Annotated in this window: 15 protein-coding genes; 5 read left to right on the top strand and 10 right to left on the bottom strand. The window is 71.3% G+C overall.

Going from position 1 to position 18076, the window contains the following annotated elements; all coding sequences use genetic code 11:
• The first annotated feature begins 20 nt into the window (after nucleotides 1-20).
• Nucleotides 21-356, top strand: coding sequence for an Lsr2 family protein (locus tag ACF1AL_RS22040; RefSeq protein WP_366840580.1), 336 nt, complete (start codon nucleotides 21-23; stop codon nucleotides 354-356).
• Here ACF1AL_RS22040 and ACF1AL_RS22035 read toward each other — a convergent pair.
• Nucleotides 335-1168 (bottom strand): SCO3374 family protein, encoded by an 834-nt coding sequence (locus ACF1AL_RS22035; RefSeq protein WP_391704370.1) that lies wholly within the window; start codon nucleotides 1166-1168, stop codon nucleotides 335-337. The genes ACF1AL_RS22040 and ACF1AL_RS22035 overlap by 22 nt on opposite strands.
• A gap of 430 nt (nucleotides 1169-1598) precedes the next feature.
• On the opposite strand from ACF1AL_RS22035, the gene ACF1AL_RS22030 reads away from it, so the two are divergent.
• Nucleotides 1599-4124 (top strand): ATP-dependent Clp protease ATP-binding subunit, encoded by a 2526-nt coding sequence (locus tag ACF1AL_RS22030; protein WP_366840578.1) that lies wholly within the window; start codon nucleotides 1599-1601, stop codon nucleotides 4122-4124.
• A gap of 125 nt (nucleotides 4125-4249) precedes the next feature.
• Here ACF1AL_RS22030 and ACF1AL_RS22025 read toward each other — a convergent pair whose 3' ends face one another.
• Entirely contained in the window at nucleotides 4250-4894 is a 645-nt protein-coding gene (locus ACF1AL_RS22025; protein ID WP_391781247.1) for an HAD family acid phosphatase, read from the bottom strand.
• Between the two features lie 438 nt (nucleotides 4895-5332).
• On the opposite strand from ACF1AL_RS22025, the gene ACF1AL_RS22020 reads away from it, so the two are divergent.
• Complete coding sequence (locus ACF1AL_RS22020) at nucleotides 5333-6055, top strand: M23 family metallopeptidase (protein ID WP_366840576.1); 723 nt, start codon at nucleotides 5333-5335, stop codon at nucleotides 6053-6055.
• Nucleotides 6056-6083: 28 nt separating this feature from the next.
• On the opposite strand, the gene ACF1AL_RS22015 is transcribed toward ACF1AL_RS22020, so the two are convergent.
• Nucleotides 6084-6671 carry a helix-turn-helix domain-containing protein gene (locus ACF1AL_RS22015; protein ID WP_366840575.1) on the bottom strand — a complete coding sequence of 196 codons (588 nt, stop codon included), beginning with the start codon at nucleotides 6669-6671 and terminating at the stop codon, nucleotides 6084-6086.
• 147 nt (nucleotides 6672-6818) lie between these two features.
• Between ACF1AL_RS22015 and ACF1AL_RS22010 the strand changes: the two genes are divergently transcribed.
• Entirely contained in the window at nucleotides 6819-8399 is a 1581-nt protein-coding gene (locus tag ACF1AL_RS22010; protein ID WP_391661851.1) for an MDR family MFS transporter, read from the top strand.
• A 196-nt stretch (nucleotides 8400-8595) separates the two neighbouring features.
• Here ACF1AL_RS22010 and cseC read toward each other — a convergent pair whose 3' ends face one another.
• From cseC to ACF1AL_RS21985, 5 genes are all read right to left on the bottom strand, one after another.
• Nucleotides 8596-9951, bottom strand: a complete 1356-nt coding sequence (cseC, locus tag ACF1AL_RS22005) for a two-component system sensor histidine kinase CseC (protein ID WP_386414908.1) — start codon at nucleotides 9949-9951, stop codon at nucleotides 8596-8598.
• A gap of 11 nt (nucleotides 9952-9962) precedes the next feature.
• Nucleotides 9963-10667: a two-component system response regulator CseB gene (gene cseB, locus ACF1AL_RS22000; RefSeq protein WP_366840573.1), complete on the bottom strand. Its 705-nt coding sequence runs from the start codon at nucleotides 10665-10667 to the stop codon at nucleotides 9963-9965.
• A gap of 270 nt (nucleotides 10668-10937) precedes the next feature.
• Nucleotides 10938-11603, bottom strand: coding sequence for a hypothetical protein (locus ACF1AL_RS21995; protein ID WP_366840572.1), 666 nt, complete (start codon nucleotides 11601-11603; stop codon nucleotides 10938-10940).
• Nucleotides 11591-12130, bottom strand: a complete 540-nt coding sequence (locus ACF1AL_RS21990; RefSeq protein ID WP_391661839.1) for a SigE family RNA polymerase sigma factor — start codon at nucleotides 12128-12130, stop codon at nucleotides 11591-11593. Before ACF1AL_RS21990 ends, ACF1AL_RS21995 begins: the two co-directional genes overlap by 13 nt.
• A gap of 339 nt (nucleotides 12131-12469) precedes the next feature.
• Nucleotides 12470-13420, bottom strand: coding sequence for an A/G-specific adenine glycosylase (locus tag ACF1AL_RS21985; RefSeq protein ID WP_391827025.1), 951 nt, complete (start codon nucleotides 13418-13420; stop codon nucleotides 12470-12472).
• A gap of 667 nt (nucleotides 13421-14087) precedes the next feature.
• Here ACF1AL_RS21985 and ACF1AL_RS21980 point away from each other — a divergent pair.
• Nucleotides 14088-14933, top strand: a complete 846-nt coding sequence (locus ACF1AL_RS21980; RefSeq protein ID WP_391827023.1) for a hypothetical protein — start codon at nucleotides 14088-14090, stop codon at nucleotides 14931-14933.
• Between the two features lie 158 nt (nucleotides 14934-15091).
• On the opposite strand, the gene disA is transcribed toward ACF1AL_RS21980, so the two are convergent.
• Complete coding sequence (gene disA / locus ACF1AL_RS21975) at nucleotides 15092-16216, bottom strand: DNA integrity scanning diadenylate cyclase DisA (RefSeq protein ID WP_366840568.1); 1125 nt, start codon at nucleotides 16214-16216, stop codon at nucleotides 15092-15094.
• 79 nt (nucleotides 16217-16295) lie between these two features.
• On the bottom strand, nucleotides 16296-17705 hold the full coding sequence (radA, locus tag ACF1AL_RS21970) for a DNA repair protein RadA (protein ID WP_384214096.1): 1410 nt from the start codon (nucleotides 17703-17705) through the stop codon (nucleotides 16296-16298).
• Between the last annotated feature and the right edge of the window lie 371 nt (nucleotides 17706-18076).

Below are 18076 nucleotides of genomic sequence, written 5' to 3'. Positions count from 1 at the left end.
TATCGATGAAAGGAAATCCGGTGGCACAGAAGGTTCAGGTCCTTCTTGTCGACGACCTCGACGGCGGCGAGGCAGACGAGACCGTGACGTTCGCGCTGGACGGGAAGACGTACGAGATCGATCTCACGACCGCCAATGCGGACAAGCTGCGCGGCCTTCTCGAGCCGTACGTCAAGAATGGGCGTCGTACCGGTGGCCGTGCCTCCGGCAGCCGCGGAAAGGCGCGTGCCGCCTCCGCCGGCAGCCAGGACACCGCGGCGATCCGTGCCTGGGCCAAGGAGAACGGCTACGAGGTCAATGACCGTGGCCGCGTTCCCGCGTCCATTCGCGAGGCCTACGAGAAGGCCAACGGCTGAGCGCACGCGCGCCGCAGGCGGATCCGGTGGCACTGCGTGGCCACCGTGTCCACCACCCGCACCAGATCGGGGGCGCCCGCGCCGCCACCCGGCGCCGACCCCGCCGACAGGGCCGGCATGACCGACATCGTCGGCAGCGAGGCCTCACCCTCGCGCCCCGGCACGGGGGGCCGCACCCATACGGCGGCCCCCTGCGAAGCGCCCGGGCGCCCACCCGCGACGGCCTCCGCCGCCCGTGCGGCCTCGCCCCCGACCGGCCTCCCGGCTTGGTCCCCACGCGCGACCGGCGCCCCGCCCTCGCGGGCGACCGGCACCCCGCCCTCACCCGCGACCGGCCTCCCGCCCACGCGCGGGACCGGCACCGCCCCCTCCGCGACCGTCGCCTCCGCCCCGCTCCGGGCCGTTCCGCCCGGGAGCCCCGACGTGCGCAGCGGCTCCGCCGGAAGCGGCGCCCGGACCGACGTTCCCGGGCCGAGGGGCCTGAGGTCCAGGGACGAGGCCAGGGGGCCCCACTCCAGCCACTCCAGCAGGCCCGGCAGCTCTTCCGCGCTGCCCGGGGCCAGCCAGAGCCACAGCCGCCCGTCCAGGGCCGCCACGGGCGACGAGGGGCCCAGATGCCGCAGCGCGGCCAGCCCGGCCTCCGCGGGGACGTCCAGGACGTCGAAGCGCGGGCCCACGGAAAGTCGTACCGGCTCCCCGGGCACCACCGGCCAGCCGAGTTCGTTCTCGTACCAGGACCGGAGGGGATCGCCCGTCTCGGGCGACCGGCGGGGAAGGGGGACCGTGGGACATGGGGGGACTGCGCCAGCCATGCCGGGTGCAACAGCCGAAGACCCGTGCGGGTTACGCTCGGTGCACCGGTGTGTGCGCAGAGTGCCGGACGAGGGGCGTGTGGGGGTGCGAAGGGGCGCAAGGGTTGTTCGCCCGTAGCGGAGCCGAGCGGTGCGCGCGGCATGGACTGTCCGTCCGAGCGGGTAAGACATCCCTAGTGGGAGGGGGCGACACGCAGATCGGGACGTCTCACGTTCGCCATGGGCGTACTGGCGACTGGGGTAACTGCCTGGCCTGCGGGAACATCGTCTCGCACCATCGGGTTGGAGCAGATGTCGGCGTTCGGGGTCAGGAGGCCATCGACGGTGTCGGCAGTTGGAATGAGCGGTCCCCGCTTGCGGGACTAAGCTGCGGAAGGACAGGGAGGGGAAGTTCCCCCCACTGCCTGACCGCTCTGAGGAGCGATTAACGATGTTCGAGAGGTTCACCGACCGCGCGCGGCGGGTTGTCGTCCTGGCTCAGGAAGAAGCCCGGATGCTCAACCACAACTACATCGGCACCGAGCACATCCTCCTGGGCCTGATCCACGAGGGTGAGGGTGTCGCCGCCAAGGCCCTTGAGAGCCTCGGGATTTCGCTCGAGGCGGTCCGCCAGCAGGTGGAGGAGATCATCGGCCAGGGCCAGCAGGCGCCGTCCGGTCACATCCCCTTCACCCCCCGTGCCAAGAAGGTGCTGGAGCTCTCCCTGCGCGAGGCGCTCCAGCTGGGCCACAACTACATCGGCACGGAGCACATCCTGCTCGGCCTGATCCGTGAGGGCGAGGGCGTCGCCGCCCAGGTCCTGGTCAAGCTGGGCGCAGATCTGAACCGGGTGCGGCAGCAGGTGATCCAGCTGCTCTCCGGTTACCAGGGCAAGGAGACCGCCGCCGCCGGCGGGCCTGCGGAGGGCACCCCCTCGACGTCCCTGGTCCTCGACCAGTTCGGCCGGAACCTCACCCAGGCCGCTCGTGAGTCCAAGCTCGACCCGGTCATCGGGCGCGAGAAGGAGATCGAGCGGGTCATGCAGGTGCTGTCCCGCCGTACCAAGAACAACCCGGTCCTGATCGGTGAGCCCGGCGTCGGCAAGACCGCCGTCGTCGAGGGCCTCGCCCAGGCCATCGTCAAGGGCGAGGTGCCCGAGACCCTCAAGGACAAGCACCTCTACACCCTGGACCTCGGCGCGCTGGTCGCCGGCTCCCGCTACCGCGGTGACTTCGAGGAGCGCCTGAAGAAGGTGCTCAAGGAGATCCGCACCCGCGGCGACATCATCCTGTTCATCGACGAGCTGCACACGCTGGTCGGTGCGGGTGCCGCCGAGGGCGCCATCGACGCGGCCTCCATCCTGAAGCCGATGCTGGCCCGCGGTGAGCTGCAGACCATCGGTGCGACCACCCTGGACGAGTACCGCAAGCACCTGGAGAAGGACGCGGCCCTCGAGCGCCGCTTCCAGCCGATCCAGGTCGCCGAGCCGTCCCTGCCGCACACGATCGAGATCCTCAAGGGCCTGCGCGACCGGTACGAGGCGCACCACCGCGTCTCCATCACCGACGAGGCGCTGGTCCAGGCCGCCACCCTGGCCGACCGGTACATCTCGGACCGCTTCCTGCCGGACAAGGCGATCGACCTGATCGACGAGGCGGGCTCGCGGATGCGCATCCGCCGGATGACCGCTCCGCCGGACCTGCGCGAGTTCGACGAGAAGATCGCCGCCGTCCGCCGGGACAAGGAGTCCGCGATCGACTCGCAGGACTTCGAGAAGGCCGCCTCCCTGCGTGACAAGGAGAAGCAGCTCCTGGCCGCCAAGGCCAAGCGGGAGAAGGAGTGGAAGGCCGGCGACATGGACGTCGTCGCCGAGGTCGACGGCGAGCTGATCGCCGAGGTCCTCGCCACGGCCACCGGTATCCCGGTCTTCAAGCTGACCGAGGAGGAGTCCAGCCGCCTGCTCCGCATGGAGGAGGAGCTGCACAAGCGGGTCATCGGCCAGGACGACGCCGTCAAGGCGCTGTCGAAGGCGATCCGCCGTACGCGTGCGGGTCTGAAGGACCCCAAGCGCCCCGGTGGCTCGTTCATCTTCGCCGGCCCGTCCGGTGTCGGTAAGACCGAGCTGTCCAAGGCCCTCGCCGAGTTCCTCTTCGGTGACGAGGACGCGCTGATCTCCCTCGACATGTCGGAGTTCAGCGAGAAGCACACGGTCTCGCGTCTCTTCGGTTCGCCCCCCGGCTACGTGGGCTACGAGGAGGGCGGCCAGCTGACGGAGAAGGTGCGCCGCAAGCCGTTCTCGGTCGTCCTCTTCGACGAGGTCGAGAAGGCCCACCCGGACATCTTCAACTCGCTGCTGCAGATCCTGGAGGACGGTCGCCTGACCGACTCCCAGGGCCGGGTCGTGGACTTCAAGAACACGGTCATCATCATGACGACCAACCTCGGCACCCGGGACATCTCCAAGGGCTTCAACCTGGGCTTCGCCGCCCAGGGCGACACGAAGACCAACTACGAGCGCATGAAGAACAAGGTGTCGGACGAGCTCAAGCAGCACTTCCGTCCCGAGTTCCTCAACCGCGTCGACGACGTGGTCGTCTTCCCGCAGCTGACCCAGGACGACATCCTGCGGATCGTCGACCTGATGATCGGCAAGGTGGACGAGCGCCTGAAGGACCGGGACATGGGCATCGAGCTCTCCCAGTCCGCCAAGGAGCTGCTGTCCAAGAAGGGCTACGACCCCGTGATGGGCGCGCGACCGCTGCGCCGCACGATCCAGCGGGAGATCGAGGACACCCTGTCGGAGAAGATCCTCTTCGGCGAGGTGCGCCCCGGTCAGATCGTGGTCGTGGACACGGAGGGCGAGGGCGACGACAAGACCTTCACCTTCCGCGGTGAGGACAAGTCGGCGCTGCCCGACGTCCCGCCGATCGAGCAGGCGGCCGGCGGTGCCGGGCCGAACCTGAGCAAGGACGCGTAAGCGTCGACGGCCAGTGAAGGGGGCCGGTGCTTTCGAGCACCGGCCCCCTTCGGCATGTCCGCACGCGGTGCGGCCCCTTCGGCATGTCCGTACGCGGACCGGCCCTGCGGCTCCCGCGCGGTGACCTAAGACAGCTGCCCGTCGTAGTCCGGCAGCTTGAACGTCTTCTCGGCGTGGCCGCCGGTCAGGTCGGTGGCGCTGTTCCCGATGTTCGCGATGATTGTGTAGCCCTGGCTCTCGATCTGCGCGCGCTGGGCGGTCTTGTAGGCGGCGACGTCCTTGAACAGGTCGAACAGGCCGCGCACCCGCAGCCCGGCGACGTCGTAGCCGTCGTACTCCAGGTTGTACTCGGTGGGCACGTAGAGGATGCCGGGGCGGGCGGTGACGAAGAACAGCGCGACGCCGTGCTCCTGCGCGTAGCGGGCGACCTGGAGGACCGGCTGGTTGGCCGGCTGCGGGTAGTGGAAGCCGAAGTCGGTCTCCAGGGTCGTGTTGTCGATGTCGAAGACGATCGCCTGCCGTTCGCCCGGCCTCGGGGCGGCGATCCGCTGCTGCAGATACGGCAGCGCCTGGTCCATCACGGCCTGGCAGTCCCGCTGCCAGGTGGCGTGGTCGACGCTCTGGGCCGCCGCCGTGGTGGTGACCGCGGCGGACGTCGCGGGGGCCGCGGCGGCCCCGGTGGCGTGCGCGGGGGCGGCCAGGGCCGTCAGGGCGGCCGCGGAGACGGCGGCCACCGAGGCCCGGCGCAGCCAGGCGCGTCTGATCGTCATGGGGGGTTCCTCTCACAGTCCGTGCACACGGGCGTGTCGTGTGCATGCTCTTCGGTGAGGGTGGCGCGGGAGGAACCGTAGGGTTACCGGTGGGTAAGTGGCTAGAGGTCTGCGCCACATTGGTACGCCCGCCGAGGGGCCTCCCCGGTGACGTGCCGCACGCGACCTGCGTCACGTACGAGCCGGAATAGTGGGCGCCCGGGGTCTGCAAAAGGGACTTTCCCCCCGGAAGCCGCCTGTATATGCGCAGCCGGTGACCCTTATGCCCGGAATGTTAGTTGCGTCGGAAGTCGGAGGTTTTGTGTTGTAGTACTAGCTGGCGTCGTAGATCACACATTTGGGCGGATGTGCGCCGGGGGGTTACCAAGGATGAGCCCATCCGGCCGAACGCCTGAGCGTCGGGTGGCTTTTCTCTGTCCCCGTCTGCACGAGGTTCACATGTCCCAGCGCGTCACGTCCCGTCCGTCCCGTACGTCCGCCATCCGCACCCGCGCCGCCGTCCTGGCTGCCGGTCTGGGGGTCTCGGTCGCGCTGGGAGCCGGGGTCGCGGCCGCCGCCGACGCCACGTCCGCCTCCACCACGGCCACCGCCAGTGCGGTCGAGGCGCAGGCCGCCGCGCAGGCCAAGGCCGCGCAGGCCGCGAAGACCGCCGCGGCCGCCAAGGCCAAGGCCGCGGCCGCCGCCCAGCAGGCCGCCGCGAAGAAGGCTGCCGCCAAGGCCGCCGCCGCCAAGAAGAAGGCCGCCTCCTGGGTGCACCCGGTGGCCCACTACACGCTGTCCGCCAGCTTCAACCAGGCCGGCGGCATGTGGTCGCACCGCCACTCCGGCCAGGACTTCGCCGTGCCGAGCGGCACCAACGTCGTCGCCGCCCACGGCGGCACCGTGGTCAAGGCCGGCCCGAACGGCGCCGGTGACGGCCCCGCCTACGGCAACGCCATCGTCATCCGGCACGGCAACGGGACGTACTCCCAGTACGCCCACCTCTCCCGTATCGACGTGAAGGTCGGCCAGATCGTCGGCACCGGCCAGCACATCGCCAAGTCCGGCAACACCGGCAACTCCAGCGGTCCGCACCTGCACTTCGAGATCCGCAAGACCCCGAACTACGGCTCCGCGATCGACCCGGTCGCCTTCCTGCGGGCCAAGGGTGTGTCCGTCTGACCCACCCCGCCCCGTCCGGGGTGAAGGCTCAGGCGCCCTTGTGCGCCTGGGCCACCAGATCGAAAGCGACCTCGAGAGTGGCCCTGCGCTTCTCCTCGGGGTCGCCTTCTATGTCCTGCAGCACGAACATCCCGGCGTGCAGCGTGAACATCGCGCTGATGCAGCGGACCTTGTCGACCAGGTCGGAGTCCGGGTCGATCAGGATGTCCCGCAGCTTCAGCATCCGCTCCTTGAACAGCTCTCCGATGCGCAGCTCGCGCACGGTGGCCTGGTTCTCTTGCATGAAGCGGAAGAGCGGGGCCGCTCCGGCCAGGGCCTCGCTGTAGCGGCGGACGATCTCCTGTTTGGTCTCCAGGGTGTGCGGCTGCTGCCGGCCCCACTCGATCAGGTCCTCGATCGGCCGGGAGAGGTCCTCGAAGATGCTGACGAGGATCTCTTCCTTGGTCTTGAAGTGGTAGTACAGCGCCGCCTTGGTGACGTCCAGGCGCTCGGCGATCTCCCGCAGGGAGGTCTTCTCGTAGCCCTGCTCGGCGAAGAGTTCGAGCGCGACGTCCTGGATGCGCTGGCGGGTGTTCCCGCGACGCTGCTGCTTGGTGCCGTCCATGGTGACGTCCATCCTCGTCCTCCTAGGGCTTCCCCGGAAACTTACCTGCCGCCCGGCTGGCAAAACTTACTTGACGACCGGCTAGTTACGGAGCTACCTTCCCAGTGTAGAACTAGCCGGTCGACAAGTAAGTAGCAGTAGCTGGGGGAAGTGGGGATGATGACCGCCACAGAAGCAGTCGAGACAGACGCGGGCAAACAGCCCAAGAGTGTACGAGTCGTCCTGCTCGCACTCATGATCACCATGATGCTCGCGATGCTGGACAACATGATCGTCGGCACCGCGATGCCGACCATCGTGGGCGAGCTCGGCGGCCTCGAGCACCTCTCCTGGGTCGTCACCTCCTACACCCTCGCCACCGCCGCCTCCACCCCGCTCTGGGGCAAGATCGGCGACATGTACGGGCGCAAGGGCTCGTTCATGGCCTCGATCGTGATCTTCCTGGCCGGCTCCGCGCTCAGCGGCATGGCACAGGACATGGGACAGCTCATCGGCTTCCGCGCCGTACAGGGCCTGGGCGCCGGCGGTCTGATGGTCGGCGTCATGGCGATCATCGGCGACCTGATCCCGCCGCGTGAGCGCGGCAAGTACCAGGGCATGATGGCCGGCGTCATGGCGCTGGCCATGATCGGCGGCCCGCTGGTCGGCGGCACCATCACCGACCACTGGGGCTGGCGCTGGGCCTTCTACATCAACCTGCCGCTCGGTGTCGTCTCCCTCGGCCTGATCAGCGCCGTGCTGCACCTGCCGAAGAAGCGGGCCAAGGCCCGCATCGACTACCTGGGCGCCGCGCTGCTGACCGTCGGCATCACCGCGATCGTGCTCGTCACCACCTGGGGCGGCACGGAGTACGCCTGGACGTCCGCGCGGATCATGGAGCTCATCGGCATCGGCGTCGTCGCGCTGATCGGGTTCGTCTTCTGGCAGACCAAGGCCGCCGAGCCGGTCGTACCGCTGCACATCTTCCGCAGCCGCAACTTCACCCTGATGTCGATCATCGGCTTCATCACCGGCTTCGCGATGTTCGGCGCCACGCTGTTCCTGCCGCTCTACCAGCAGGCCGTGCAGGGGGCGTCCGCCACCAACTCCGGTCTGCTGCTCCTGCCGATGCTCGGCGCGATGCTCGTCACCTCCATGGTGGCCGGACGGGTCACGACCAACAGCGGGCGCTACAAGCTCTTCCCGATCGCCGGCGGTGTGCTGATGATCGCCGGGCTCTACCTGCTGTCCACCATGGACACCGGCACGACGCGCTTCACCTCCGGTCTCTACATGGCCGTCCTCGGACTCGGCATGGGCTGCCTGATGCAGATCACCATGCTGGTCGCGCAGAACAGCGTGGAGATGAAGGACATGGGCGTCGCCTCCTCCTCGACCACCCTGTTCCGTACGCTCGGCTCCTCCTTCGGTGTCGCCATCATGGGTGCGCTGTTCAACCACCGGGTCCAGGACGTCATGGCCGAGAAGGCCGGGACGCTGGGCTCGAAGATCACCGAGAAGTCCGCGCAGCTGGACGCGGCCAGCCTGGCGAAGCTGCCCGCTCAGGCGCGCGAGGCGTACCAGCACGCGGTGTCCTCCGGCACCCACGCGGCCTTCCTGCTCGGCGCGGTCGTCGCGGTGATCGTGCTGCTGTCGGCGCTGTTCGTGAAGGAAGTCCCGCTGCGCGGCGCCGGCCCGAAGCCGGACGCCGCCGCCGAGGACGGCGCACCGGCCCAGCCGCCGGTCGTCGAGGCCGTCTGACCCGTTCACCATCCCTCAGGGCGCTCACCGGTTCCGGTGGGCGCCCTGCCCCGTTCCGGCCCCCGACCCCACCTGCATAGAGCGCCGCTGCCAGTGTGCGGCTCGGTCAGCCGCCGGCGTATGCCGGTCGGCCGCAGGCGTGCGGTCCCGTCAGCATTCGGCGTATGGCCCGGTCGGCCGCCGGTGTCCGGCCCGGTCAGGCGCCGGTGGGTGGCAGCAGCGGATAGCTGCCCGTGTTCGTCGGGGCGTGCTCCGGCAGCCACAGCACCGCGACCGCGCCCTCGGCGGGTATGTGCGGGGGCGCGCCCGCCGGCCGGACGTTGCGGAACGTCAGCCGGGCACCCAGCACCCGGGCCTGCCCGGCGGCGATGGTCAGGCCCAGCCCGTGCCCGTGCCCCGCGCGGTCGGTGCTGCCGGTGCGGAAACGGCTCGGCCCCTCGGCGAGGATGTCCTCCGGGAAGCCGGGACCGTGGTCGCGGACCCGGATCACCCGGCCCTCGACGGTGACCTCGATCGGCGGCTTGCCGTGCCGGGCGGCGTTGGCGAGCAGGTTGAACAGCACCCGCTCCAGCCGGCGCGGGTCGGTCGTGACCTCCGACTCGTGGACGATCCGCACCTCCACGTCCGGGTCCTTGGCCGCCACCCGGCGCGCGACGAACTCGCCCAGCAGGATGTCCTGCAGCTCCGCCCGCTCCGAGGCGCCGTCCAGGCGGGCCACCTCCAGCACGTCCTCGACCAGGGTGCGCATCGCCTTCGCCCGGTCCAGCACCAGCTCCGTCGGGCGGCCCGGCGGCAGCAGCTCGGCCGCCGTGAGCAGCCCGGTCACCGGCGTGCGCAGCTCGTGCGCGATGTCCGCGGTGACCCGCCGCTCCGCCTCCAGCCGCTGCTGCAGCGCGTCCGCCATGGCGTCCACCGCGCTGGCCAGGTCGTCGGTCTCGTCCCGCACGATCCCGCCGATGGCGTCCCGCACCCGCACGTCGCTCTCCCCGCGCGCCACCTGGTTGGCGGCGGCCGCCGCCTTGCGCAGCCGGCGCGAGAGCTGGCCGCCGATGAGGACACCGAGGGCGCTGCCGCCCAGGACGACCGCGATGGAGCCGATGACGAGGGCCTGGTCGAGGTCGCGCAGGATGTCCGTGCTGCGGTCGGTGAAGTGGGTGTGCAGCGACAGCACCTGCCCGTCCTTCGCCGGGGTGGCGGCCCAGATGTCCGGCGGGTGCCCCCGGCGGTCGGAGACGTACGTCGCCACGCGGCCCGCCAGGACCCGCTCGCGCAGCGGCGTGGGCAGGGCGGCGTCGTTGACGGTGATGCCCGGGAAGTTCGCGCGGTGGGTCAGGTCGTAGTTGCGCTGGGCGATCTTGATGCGTTCCACGGCCAGATCGCGGGCGTTGTCGAGCATCGACACCCGTGCCGCGTTGTGCACGACCAGGCTGAGCACGATCGCCACCAGCGCGCCGACCAGCGCGATGGCGGCGCTGAGCTTCCACCGCAGCCCCGTCCGTATCCCCGCGCGCTCCAGGTGCTCCGGAAGGAGGCGCCGCACAATCCCCCGCATGCCGGCCCCGCTCAGGCCTTCAACTTGTAGCCGAAACCGCGCACCGTCTCGATGCGGTCCTGACCGATCTTGGTGCGCAGCCGCTGCACATGGACGTCGACGACCCGGGTGTCCCCGCCCCAGCCGTAGTCCCACACCCGCTCCAGGAGCTTGTCGCGCGACAGGACCGTGCCCGGCGAGGAGGAGAACTCCAGCAGCAGACGCATCTCGGTCGGTGTCAGCGCCACCGGCCGGCCCGCCCGGCGCACCTCCATGCCGTCGGTGTCGACCTCCAGGTCCCCGAACGTCAGCACGCCGCCCTGGCTCGCCGAGTCCGCGCCGTCCGCCTGCCGGTCGCCGCCCGCGTGCCCGAAGCGGCGCAGCACCGCACGGATCCGGGCGACCAGGACCGCCCCGTCGAACGGCTTGGTCACGTAGTCGTCGGCGCCCGCTTCCAGGCCCAGGACCACGTCGATGGAGTCGGCGCGCGCCGACAGCATGATCACCGGGACGGTGGACTCGTCGCGGATGCGCCGGCACAGGCTGACGCCGTCCAGGCCCGGGACCATCACGTCCAGCAGGGCGATGTCGGGGCGGTTCGCCCGGAAGGCCTCCAGGCCCGACAGGCCGTCGGGCATGGCGGTGACCGCGAAGCCGTCCCGCTCCAGGGCGAGCTGGGTGGCCTCGCGGATGACGTCGTCGTCCTCGACGAACAGGACGTGGGTCTGGTCTGCCATCCCGGTGCTCTCAGTCCTCGTGTGCTTCTCGACTCGTGTGCTCTCTGCGTGGACGCGTGGACCCCGCGGCTCGTTCAGTTCCGCGGTGCGTCCACTTCCGCGGTGCGTCCACTTCCGCGGTGTGTCCACTCCTCCATCGGATCGAGCGGTCCGATCGGTTCGCGTCCGCCGCACGGAATTTTCCCGCCGCTCCTGCGCCGCACGGTTTCTTCCCGCCGGTCCTCCGCCGCACGGATTCTCCCCGCCGCTCCCGCGCGGAGGTCTCCCACGTCACTTGTCCGCCGGCTCCGGCACCGGTGAGGGAGCGGTGTCGGCCGTGGTGCCGTAGTCGGTGTGATGGAAGTCGTCCTGCACGAACCGCCCGGCCCGCCAGACGTACGTGATCACGTTCTCGCCGGACGGGTTCGACACCGGGTCGCCATTCTTGTACACCTGCTTGGTCACCATCAGAGCGCCGCGGTCTATCTCCGCGTACACCGGGGACTCCTCGGACTGGAACACGTTCTGGTAGCGGCCGCCGTTCGCACGATAGACGTACGAGCCGACCCCCACCGCGTCCCCGCAGGTCAGCACATTGATCACGACGTCGTCGACGGAACCGTCGGTCAGATCGCCGTAACTCACGTCGACGGGGTAGTCGTCCCCGACACACGGCTGGAGGCTCTTCTTCACCGCGTCCGAGACCAGCGGGTCGTCCTTCACCAGCCGCACCGGGTCCACCCGCTGCAGGGTGGGCGAGGGGCTGGGGGAGGGCGAGGCCGCCGCGCCGACCACCGAGTCGGAGTGGGCGGCGGGGCCCTCGTCGCGGGTCCCGGTGCCGCCGGTGGCGCACGCGGAGACCAAAAGGGCGAGGGCGGCGAGCACGGCCGCCGCCGTGATCACCGCCTGAAGACTCCCCCTGGCCGGGGAGGCATCCCCGTCCGTCAGGCCGCGCACCGCTCCCGCTCCTCACGCTCCAGCGCGCGTGCGTCCAGATCGCGGGCCTCCAGCTCCTCGCGGAGCCGGGCGAGCGCCCGGTGCAGCGTGCTCTTGACCGTTCCGGCCGACATACCGAGGGCGGCGGCCGTCTCCTCCGTGGACATCTGCTCCCAGTGTCGCAGCACGACCACGCTGCGCTGCTTCGGGGCGAGCACCTTCATGACGTCCATCAGCAGGGCGCGGTCGGCGTGCTGCTCGGTGGAGTCCTCCACCGACGCGTCCGGGAGCTGCTCGGTGGGCACCTCCTCCAGCTTGCGGGCCCGCCACCACTCGGTCCGCGTGTTGATCATCACGCGGCGCAGATAGGCGTCCGCGAGACGCTTGTCGGCGATGCCGTCCCAGCGGCCGTAGGTGCGGGCGAGGGCGGTCTGGAGCAGGTCTTGGGCGTCGACCGGGTCCGGGACCAGGCGGCGGGCGCTGCGCAGCAGCGCGTCCTGCCGGGTACGGACGTACTCCTCGAACTCGAGCACCTCTCCCTGCGCCATGATCGACCGCCTCCGAAATCCCCGTGGTGCCGGCTGTCTTCCGCCGGTGTCCTGCCTGTGGTCTGTCCCCGTCGTGTCCCTGCCGGGGCACGACAACGAAGGTACGGAGGCGTTGTCACGGCGCTGTCCGAAGCAGCCTGCGGCCAGCCCTCGGCTGTACGTCGGTTGTGTAACGAAGGCCGTTGCTGGGTAAGGGCGGTGGGCGTTCTGAAGTAGTATGTCCGGTTTCGACCCCTGGGAGGGGTCGTAACACCCCGCCCAAGACCGTGATGTGTCTGTGCGTCAGCCCGGCGGGACCCGTGGGCCGGCCCGCCGGCAGCCGGTCCGGCGATCCGAACGTCAGCTCAGTGGCAGCCGGTACAGCCCACCCGGCAGCGGCTCCACCAGACCGTCGGCGACCAGACCGTCCAGCGCCCGGGCGCGCTGCACCGGCTCGTGCCACACCCGGTCGAGCGCCGCCTGCGGCACGGGCGCGTGCGCCTCCCGCAGTACGGCGAGCAGCTTGCCGCGCACCTGCCGGTCGGTGCCCGCGTACGTCTGGCCGCGCCGCGGCGGACCGTCGTGCTCCGGCTTGCCCGCGAGCCGCCACGCGCACTGCGCGGCGATCGGACAGCGGTGGCAGTCCTCGTTCTTCGCCGTGCACACCAGGGCGCCCAGCTCCATCGAGGCGGCGGCCCATCGCGCGGCGGTGCGCTCGTCCTCTGGCAGCAGCGCGCGGGCCAGCCGCCGCTCGGCGGCCGTCGTGGCGTTCGGCGGGTACTGCACACCCGTCACCGCGCGCGCGAAGACCCGGCGCACATTGGTGTCCAGCACCGCGTGCCGCTGCCCGTACGCGAACGACGCCACCGCCGCGGCCGTGTACTCGCCGATGCCGGGCAGCGCGAGCAACTGGGCGTGGTCGGTGGGTACGTCGCCGCCGTGCCGCTCCGTTATCGCCACCGCGGCGCCGTGCAGCCGCAGGGCGCGGCGCGGGTAGCCGAGCCGGCCCCAGGCGCGCACGGCCTCGCCGGGCGACTCCTTGGCCAGGTCGGCCGGGCGCGGCCAGCGGGCCAGCCATTGCTCGTACACCGGCAGCACGCGGCTGACCGGCGTCTGCTGGAGCATGAACTCGCTGACCATGACACCCCAGGCACCCGCCTCCGGGCGCCGCCAGGGCAGATCACGCGCGTGTGCGTCGAACCAGGCGATGACGGGCAGGTGCAGCTCCTCCGCGGCCGGCGCGCCGGCCTGGTCGGCCTGCGCGGCCGAGGGGAGGGAGCTGCTGTGCGGAAGCTTCGTGGGCGCAGTCATGACGCTACCGATCCTGCCATGCACGGCCACGCGCGCGTGCGCAGCGACAGGGGCGGGTCGAAGCGCGGCGGAGCGGCCACGGGCCTCGGGGCGCGGGCAGCGCAGGTGGGGGACGGGCGTGTGCGGGTTGACGGCGGACGCGGTGGAAGCGGTGGACGCGCCGGATGCGGTGGTGGCGCCGGACATGGCGGGCGCTGCGGATGTGGCGGACGCGGCGGGCCGCGCGTCGCGTCGCGTCGGCGAGCAGGGTGTACGGCGCGCCGAGGCCGAGGCGATCAGCGCGCTGCCGGGGGTGTGCCGCAGCCGTGGCCACAGGTGCAAGGGCCGCGATCGCGAACGCTCGGGGGAGTCGGCCCCGGTCCGCGCCGGACGGCCCCGCACTGCGCGGCCGTCGACAGCAGTCGCGCCTCGCGCCCCTCTGCCGTACCCACGAAGGGGTGCCGTGCACCAGCCGATGACGCCCCTGAGAAGCGTCGCGTCATCGATGCCCGTGATCACGGACCGTGTTCGACAACGGAGTTCGGTCACAGCCCGCGATCACCTGGTGGTGCGGCGGGCCCAAGTAGGCGGTGAGCAGGGCTGTCTCCGAAATGATGATCCGGAAAAGTTGTACGCCGGACGGCGGGTGACGCGGGCGAACGCGGCGATCTCTCGTACAGTTTGCGCCGTGGGATCTCTGCGCAATCCGGTCGGGCCGCTTCCCTCCTCCATCTACTGGCGACGGAGGGCCGTACTGCTGTCCGTGGTCGCCCTGTTGGCGCTGCTGATCACCTGGATCGTCACCTCGGGCGACGGCGGCGGAAAGAACGACGCCGGCGGGTCCAACGGCAAGAATCCCGCGTCCTCGATCACTCCCGGACCGTCCGGTTCCGGACCGGCGATCAGCCAACACCCCGGCGGGCGCGACGAGTCGAGCGGCGGGGACTCCAGCGGCTCGGGCTCCGGTTCCGGTTCCGGTTCTGACGCCGGCGGTGGTTCCGGCTCCGGTGACACGGCCGGTACGGGCGGCTCGGGCGCCGGAGGTGTCGGCTCGGCCGGCGCGGGCGACGACGCCGTCAACGGCAGCGCGGGCGGCGGCGTCGGCACGGGGACGACCCTGCCCGCCGGCTCGCCGCTGCCCAACTGCACCGCGAGCACGGTGACGTTGGCGCTGAGCAGCGTCCGCAACAGCTACACCCCGGACCAGACGCCGACGTTCCGGATCGCCGCGCGCAACACCTCCGCCCACGACTGCAAGGTCGATCTCGGCCCGAAGAGCGCGGTGGTGACGATCACTCAGGACGGCGATCACTTCTGGTCGTCCGCCGACTGCCCCAAGGGCAGCGGCAGCCTGCTCTACCGGGTGCCCGCGGGCAGCACCATCACGTACGTCGTGACGTGGGACCGGAGGGCCAGCGCACCGCAGTGCGCCACGCCGCCGGCACGGACGGCCACGCCGGGCACGTACCTGGTCGAGGCCAAGGCCCCGGGCTTCGAGAAGACGCAGACGTCGTTCGTCCTGTCCGCGGACTGACCTGGACGGACGCGCGGGTGCGCGGACCCGTCGACGCGGACACGGGGACGCGCGGACGCCTGGACGCCCGGCGGGGGGACGCGCACGCGGGGAGGCTGGACGCCCCGGACGCACGCGCGGGGTGGACCGGACGGGCGACCCGTTGAAGGGGCCGGAGGCTAGACGTACCGCTCGAGGATCGACGACTCCGCCAGGCGGGACAGGCCCTCGCGGACGCTGCGGGCGCGGGCCTCGCCCACGCCGTCGACCGTCTGCAGGTCGTCGACGCTGGCGGCGAGGAGCTTCTGCAGCCCGCCGAAGTGCTCGACCAGGCGGTCGATGATCGCGCCCGGCAGCCGGGGGACCTTCGCCAGCAGCCGGAAGCCGCGCGGGGAGACCGCGGAGTCGAGCGCCTCGGGGGAGCCCGTGTAGCCCAGGGCCCGGGCGACCGTGGACAGCTCCAGCAGCTCGGCGTGGGAGAGCTTGTCCAGCTCGGCCAGCGCCTCGTCGACCGTGCGGGAACGCTTCGCGGTCGGCTCGGGGACGTAGTCCCGCACGACCAGCTCGCGCTCGGGCTCCACACCGGCGATCAACTCGTCGAGCTGGAGGGCGAGCAGACGCCCGTCGGTGCCCAGTTCGACCACGTATTCGGCGATTTCGGTGGCGATGCGGCGCACCATCTCCAGGCGCTGGGCGACGGCGGAGACGTCCCGGACCGTCACCAGGTCCTCGATCTCCAGCGCCGACAGCGTGCCCGCGACCTCGTCCAGGCGCAGCTTGTAGCGCTCCAGGGTGGCCAGCGCCTGGTTGGCGCGGGACAGGATCGCCGCCGAGTCCTCCAGGACGCGGCGCTGCCCGTCGACGTACAGGGCGATCAGCCGCATCGACTGGGAGACGGAGACGACTGGGAAGCCGACCTGCTTGGAGACGCGGTCCGCCGTGCGGTGCCGGGTGCCGGTCTCCTCCGTGGGGATCGTCGCGTCGGGGACGAACTGGACACCGGCCCGGAGGATCTTCGACAGGTCCGAGGAGAGGACGATGCCGCCGTCCAGCTTGCACAGCTCGCGCAGCCGGGTCGCGGTGAACTCCACGTCCAGGACGAAGCCGCCCGTGCACATCGTCTCGACCGTCTTGTCGAAGCCGAGCACGATCAGGCCGCCGGTGTTGCCGCGCAGCACCCGCTCGAGGCCGTCCCGCAGGGCGGTGCCCGGTGCCACAGCGCTCAGTGAGGCGCGCATCAGGCCATCGGAACCGGCACTCCCACCGGACTTTCCGGGAGCTGCTGCCCGGTCGTTGGCTGCCACTGCACTCCTCCGGTCGCAGGTTCTGGGGCGCTCCCGTTGCGCACTCGGTTCGTACGGACGGGCGAGACCAGGGCAAAGTCTACCGGCGCTCCTCCTGCTCCCGTGGGGCCTCTCGGCGACGGGAGCGCGGCAGCACCCGCAGCGCGTCCCCTATGTCGGCGACTTCCAGGACCTTCATACCGGGCGGGATCTTCCCCGGGTCGCCCGGTACGAGCGCGTGCGTGAAGCCCAGCCGGTGCGCCTCGGACAGACGCCGCTGCACGCCCGTGACCCGTCTCACCTCGCCCGCAAGGCCCACCTCGCCGATGGCGACCAGGTTCTTCGGCAGGGGAGTGTCGCTCGCGGCGGAGGCCAGGGCGAGGGCGATCGCCAGGTCCGCGGCCGGCTCCGACAGCTTCACGCCGCCGACCGTCGCCGAGTAGATGTCCCTTTTGCCCAGAGCGCTGATCCGCCCCCGCTGCTCCAGCACCGCCAGCATCATCGACACCCGGGACGTCTCCAGACCGGAGGTCGTACGGCGCGGGGACGGGATCTGGGAGTCCACGGTGAGCGCCTGCACCTCGGCGACCAGGGGGCGGCGGCCCTCCAGGGTGACGGTCAGGCAGGTGCCCGGCACCGGCTCGTCACGACGGGTCAGGAACAGGCCGCTGGGATCGGCGAGGCCGGTGATGCCCTCGTCGTGCAGCTCGAAGCAGCCGACCTCGTCCGTCGCGCCGTAGCGGTTCTTCACACCGCGCACCAGGCGCAGGCGCGCGTGGCGGTCACCCTCGAAGTGCAGCACCACGTCCACGAGGTGCTCCAGCAGGCGCGGGCCGGCGATCGCGCCGTCCTTGGTGACATGGCCCACGAGCAGCGTGGACATGCCGCGCTCCTTGGAGGCGCGGATCAGGGCGCCGGCGACCTCGCGCACCTGGGCCATGCCGCCGGGCGCGCCGTCGATCTCGGGCGAGGCCACGGTCTGCACCGAGTCCAGGATCAGCAGGGAGGGCTTGACCGCGTCCAAGTGGCCGAGCACGGCCGCGAGGTCGGTCTCGGCGGCGAGGTAGAGGTGGTCGTCGATCGCGTGGATCCGGTCGGCGCGCAGGCGGACCTGGCTCGCGGACTCCTCGCCGGTGACGTAGAGCGTGGGGTGCTCCTCGCTCGCCGACTTCGCCGCGACGTCCAGGAGCAGGGTGGACTTGCCGACGCCGGGCTCGCCCGCGACGAGCACGACCGCGCCGGGGACCAGGCCGCCGCCGAGCACGCGGTCCAGCTCCGGTACGCCGGTGGAGCGGGCGGTGGCCTGACGGCCGTCCACCTGGCCGATGGGGAGGGCGGAGGTGGTCACGCGGCCCGGTGTCGTCGTACGGACCGCGGGCGCGCCGTACTCCTCGACCGTGCCCCAGGCCTGGCACTCGGGGCAGCGGCCGAGCCACTTCGCCGTCTGCCAGCCGCATTCCGTGCAGCGGTAGGAGGGGCGGTCCTTGGTGGTCTTGGTACGGGCAGCCATGTCGCACACCGTAGCGGGCGGGTCTGACAGTGGGGGGTCTGCGGGCTGGGGGGCCGCCGTGGGGTGCGGTGCACGCCGTGGGGTGCGGTGCGTTTGGGTGCGGTGCCCTGGGGTGCGCTTGTGCCCGGCGGCTTCGGTGACCGCCGTGGGGTGCGCGGCCCGGCGGTGCGGGGTGCCGCTGCGCCCACCCGTGCCGCCCCAGCGGCACGACTGCCCGCAGCTGCGCATGACTGGGTGGGCTCCGGCCCGGCGGCACGACTGCCCGTAGCCGTGCATGGCTGGGTGGGCGCTGCTTCAGTGGCATCGTTGGGCGCAGGTGGGGGGCTTGTTCGGTCAGGTTGGGGGGTGTTGTGGGCAGGTCGTGGGGGGAA

Origin of the sequence: Streptomyces sp. NPDC014801 (assembly GCF_043082085.1) — a bacterium.
Lineage (GTDB): Bacteria > Actinomycetota > Actinomycetes > Streptomycetales > Streptomycetaceae > Streptomyces.
The sequence above is the reverse complement of the archived record's forward strand: the minus strand, read 5'-3'. Positions and strand labels throughout refer to the sequence as shown.

Coding starts and splice junctions, on each gene's coding strand:
- ACF1AL_RS22035 (WP_391704370.1), bottom strand. CDS start 1,168: ATGGCTGGCGCAGTCCCCCCATGTCCCACGGTCCCCCTTCCCCGCCGG.
- cseB (WP_366840573.1), bottom strand. CDS start 10,667: ATGGCAGACCAGACCCACGTCCTGTTCGTCGAGGACGACGACGTCATC.
- ACF1AL_RS21985 (WP_391827025.1), bottom strand. CDS start 13,420: ATGACTGCGCCCACGAAGCTTCCGCACAGCAGCTCCCTCCCCTCGGCC.
- ACF1AL_RS22025 (WP_391781247.1), bottom strand. CDS start 4,894: ATGACGATCAGACGCGCCTGGCTGCGCCGGGCCTCGGTGGCCGCCGTC.
- ACF1AL_RS21990 (WP_391661839.1), bottom strand. CDS start 12,130: ATGGCGCAGGGAGAGGTGCTCGAGTTCGAGGAGTACGTCCGTACCCGG.
- ACF1AL_RS22030 (WP_366840578.1), top strand. CDS start 1,599: ATGTTCGAGAGGTTCACCGACCGCGCGCGGCGGGTTGTCGTCCTGGCT.
- radA (WP_384214096.1), bottom strand. CDS start 17,705: ATGGCTGCCCGTACCAAGACCACCAAGGACCGCCCCTCCTACCGCTGC.
- ACF1AL_RS22015 (WP_366840575.1), bottom strand. CDS start 6,671: ATGGACGTCACCATGGACGGCACCAAGCAGCAGCGTCGCGGGAACACC.
- ACF1AL_RS22020 (WP_366840576.1), top strand. CDS start 5,333: ATGTCCCAGCGCGTCACGTCCCGTCCGTCCCGTACGTCCGCCATCCGC.
- cseC (WP_386414908.1), bottom strand. CDS start 9,951: ATGCGGGGGATTGTGCGGCGCCTCCTTCCGGAGCACCTGGAGCGCGCG.
- ACF1AL_RS22010 (WP_391661851.1), top strand. CDS start 6,819: ATGACCGCCACAGAAGCAGTCGAGACAGACGCGGGCAAACAGCCCAAG.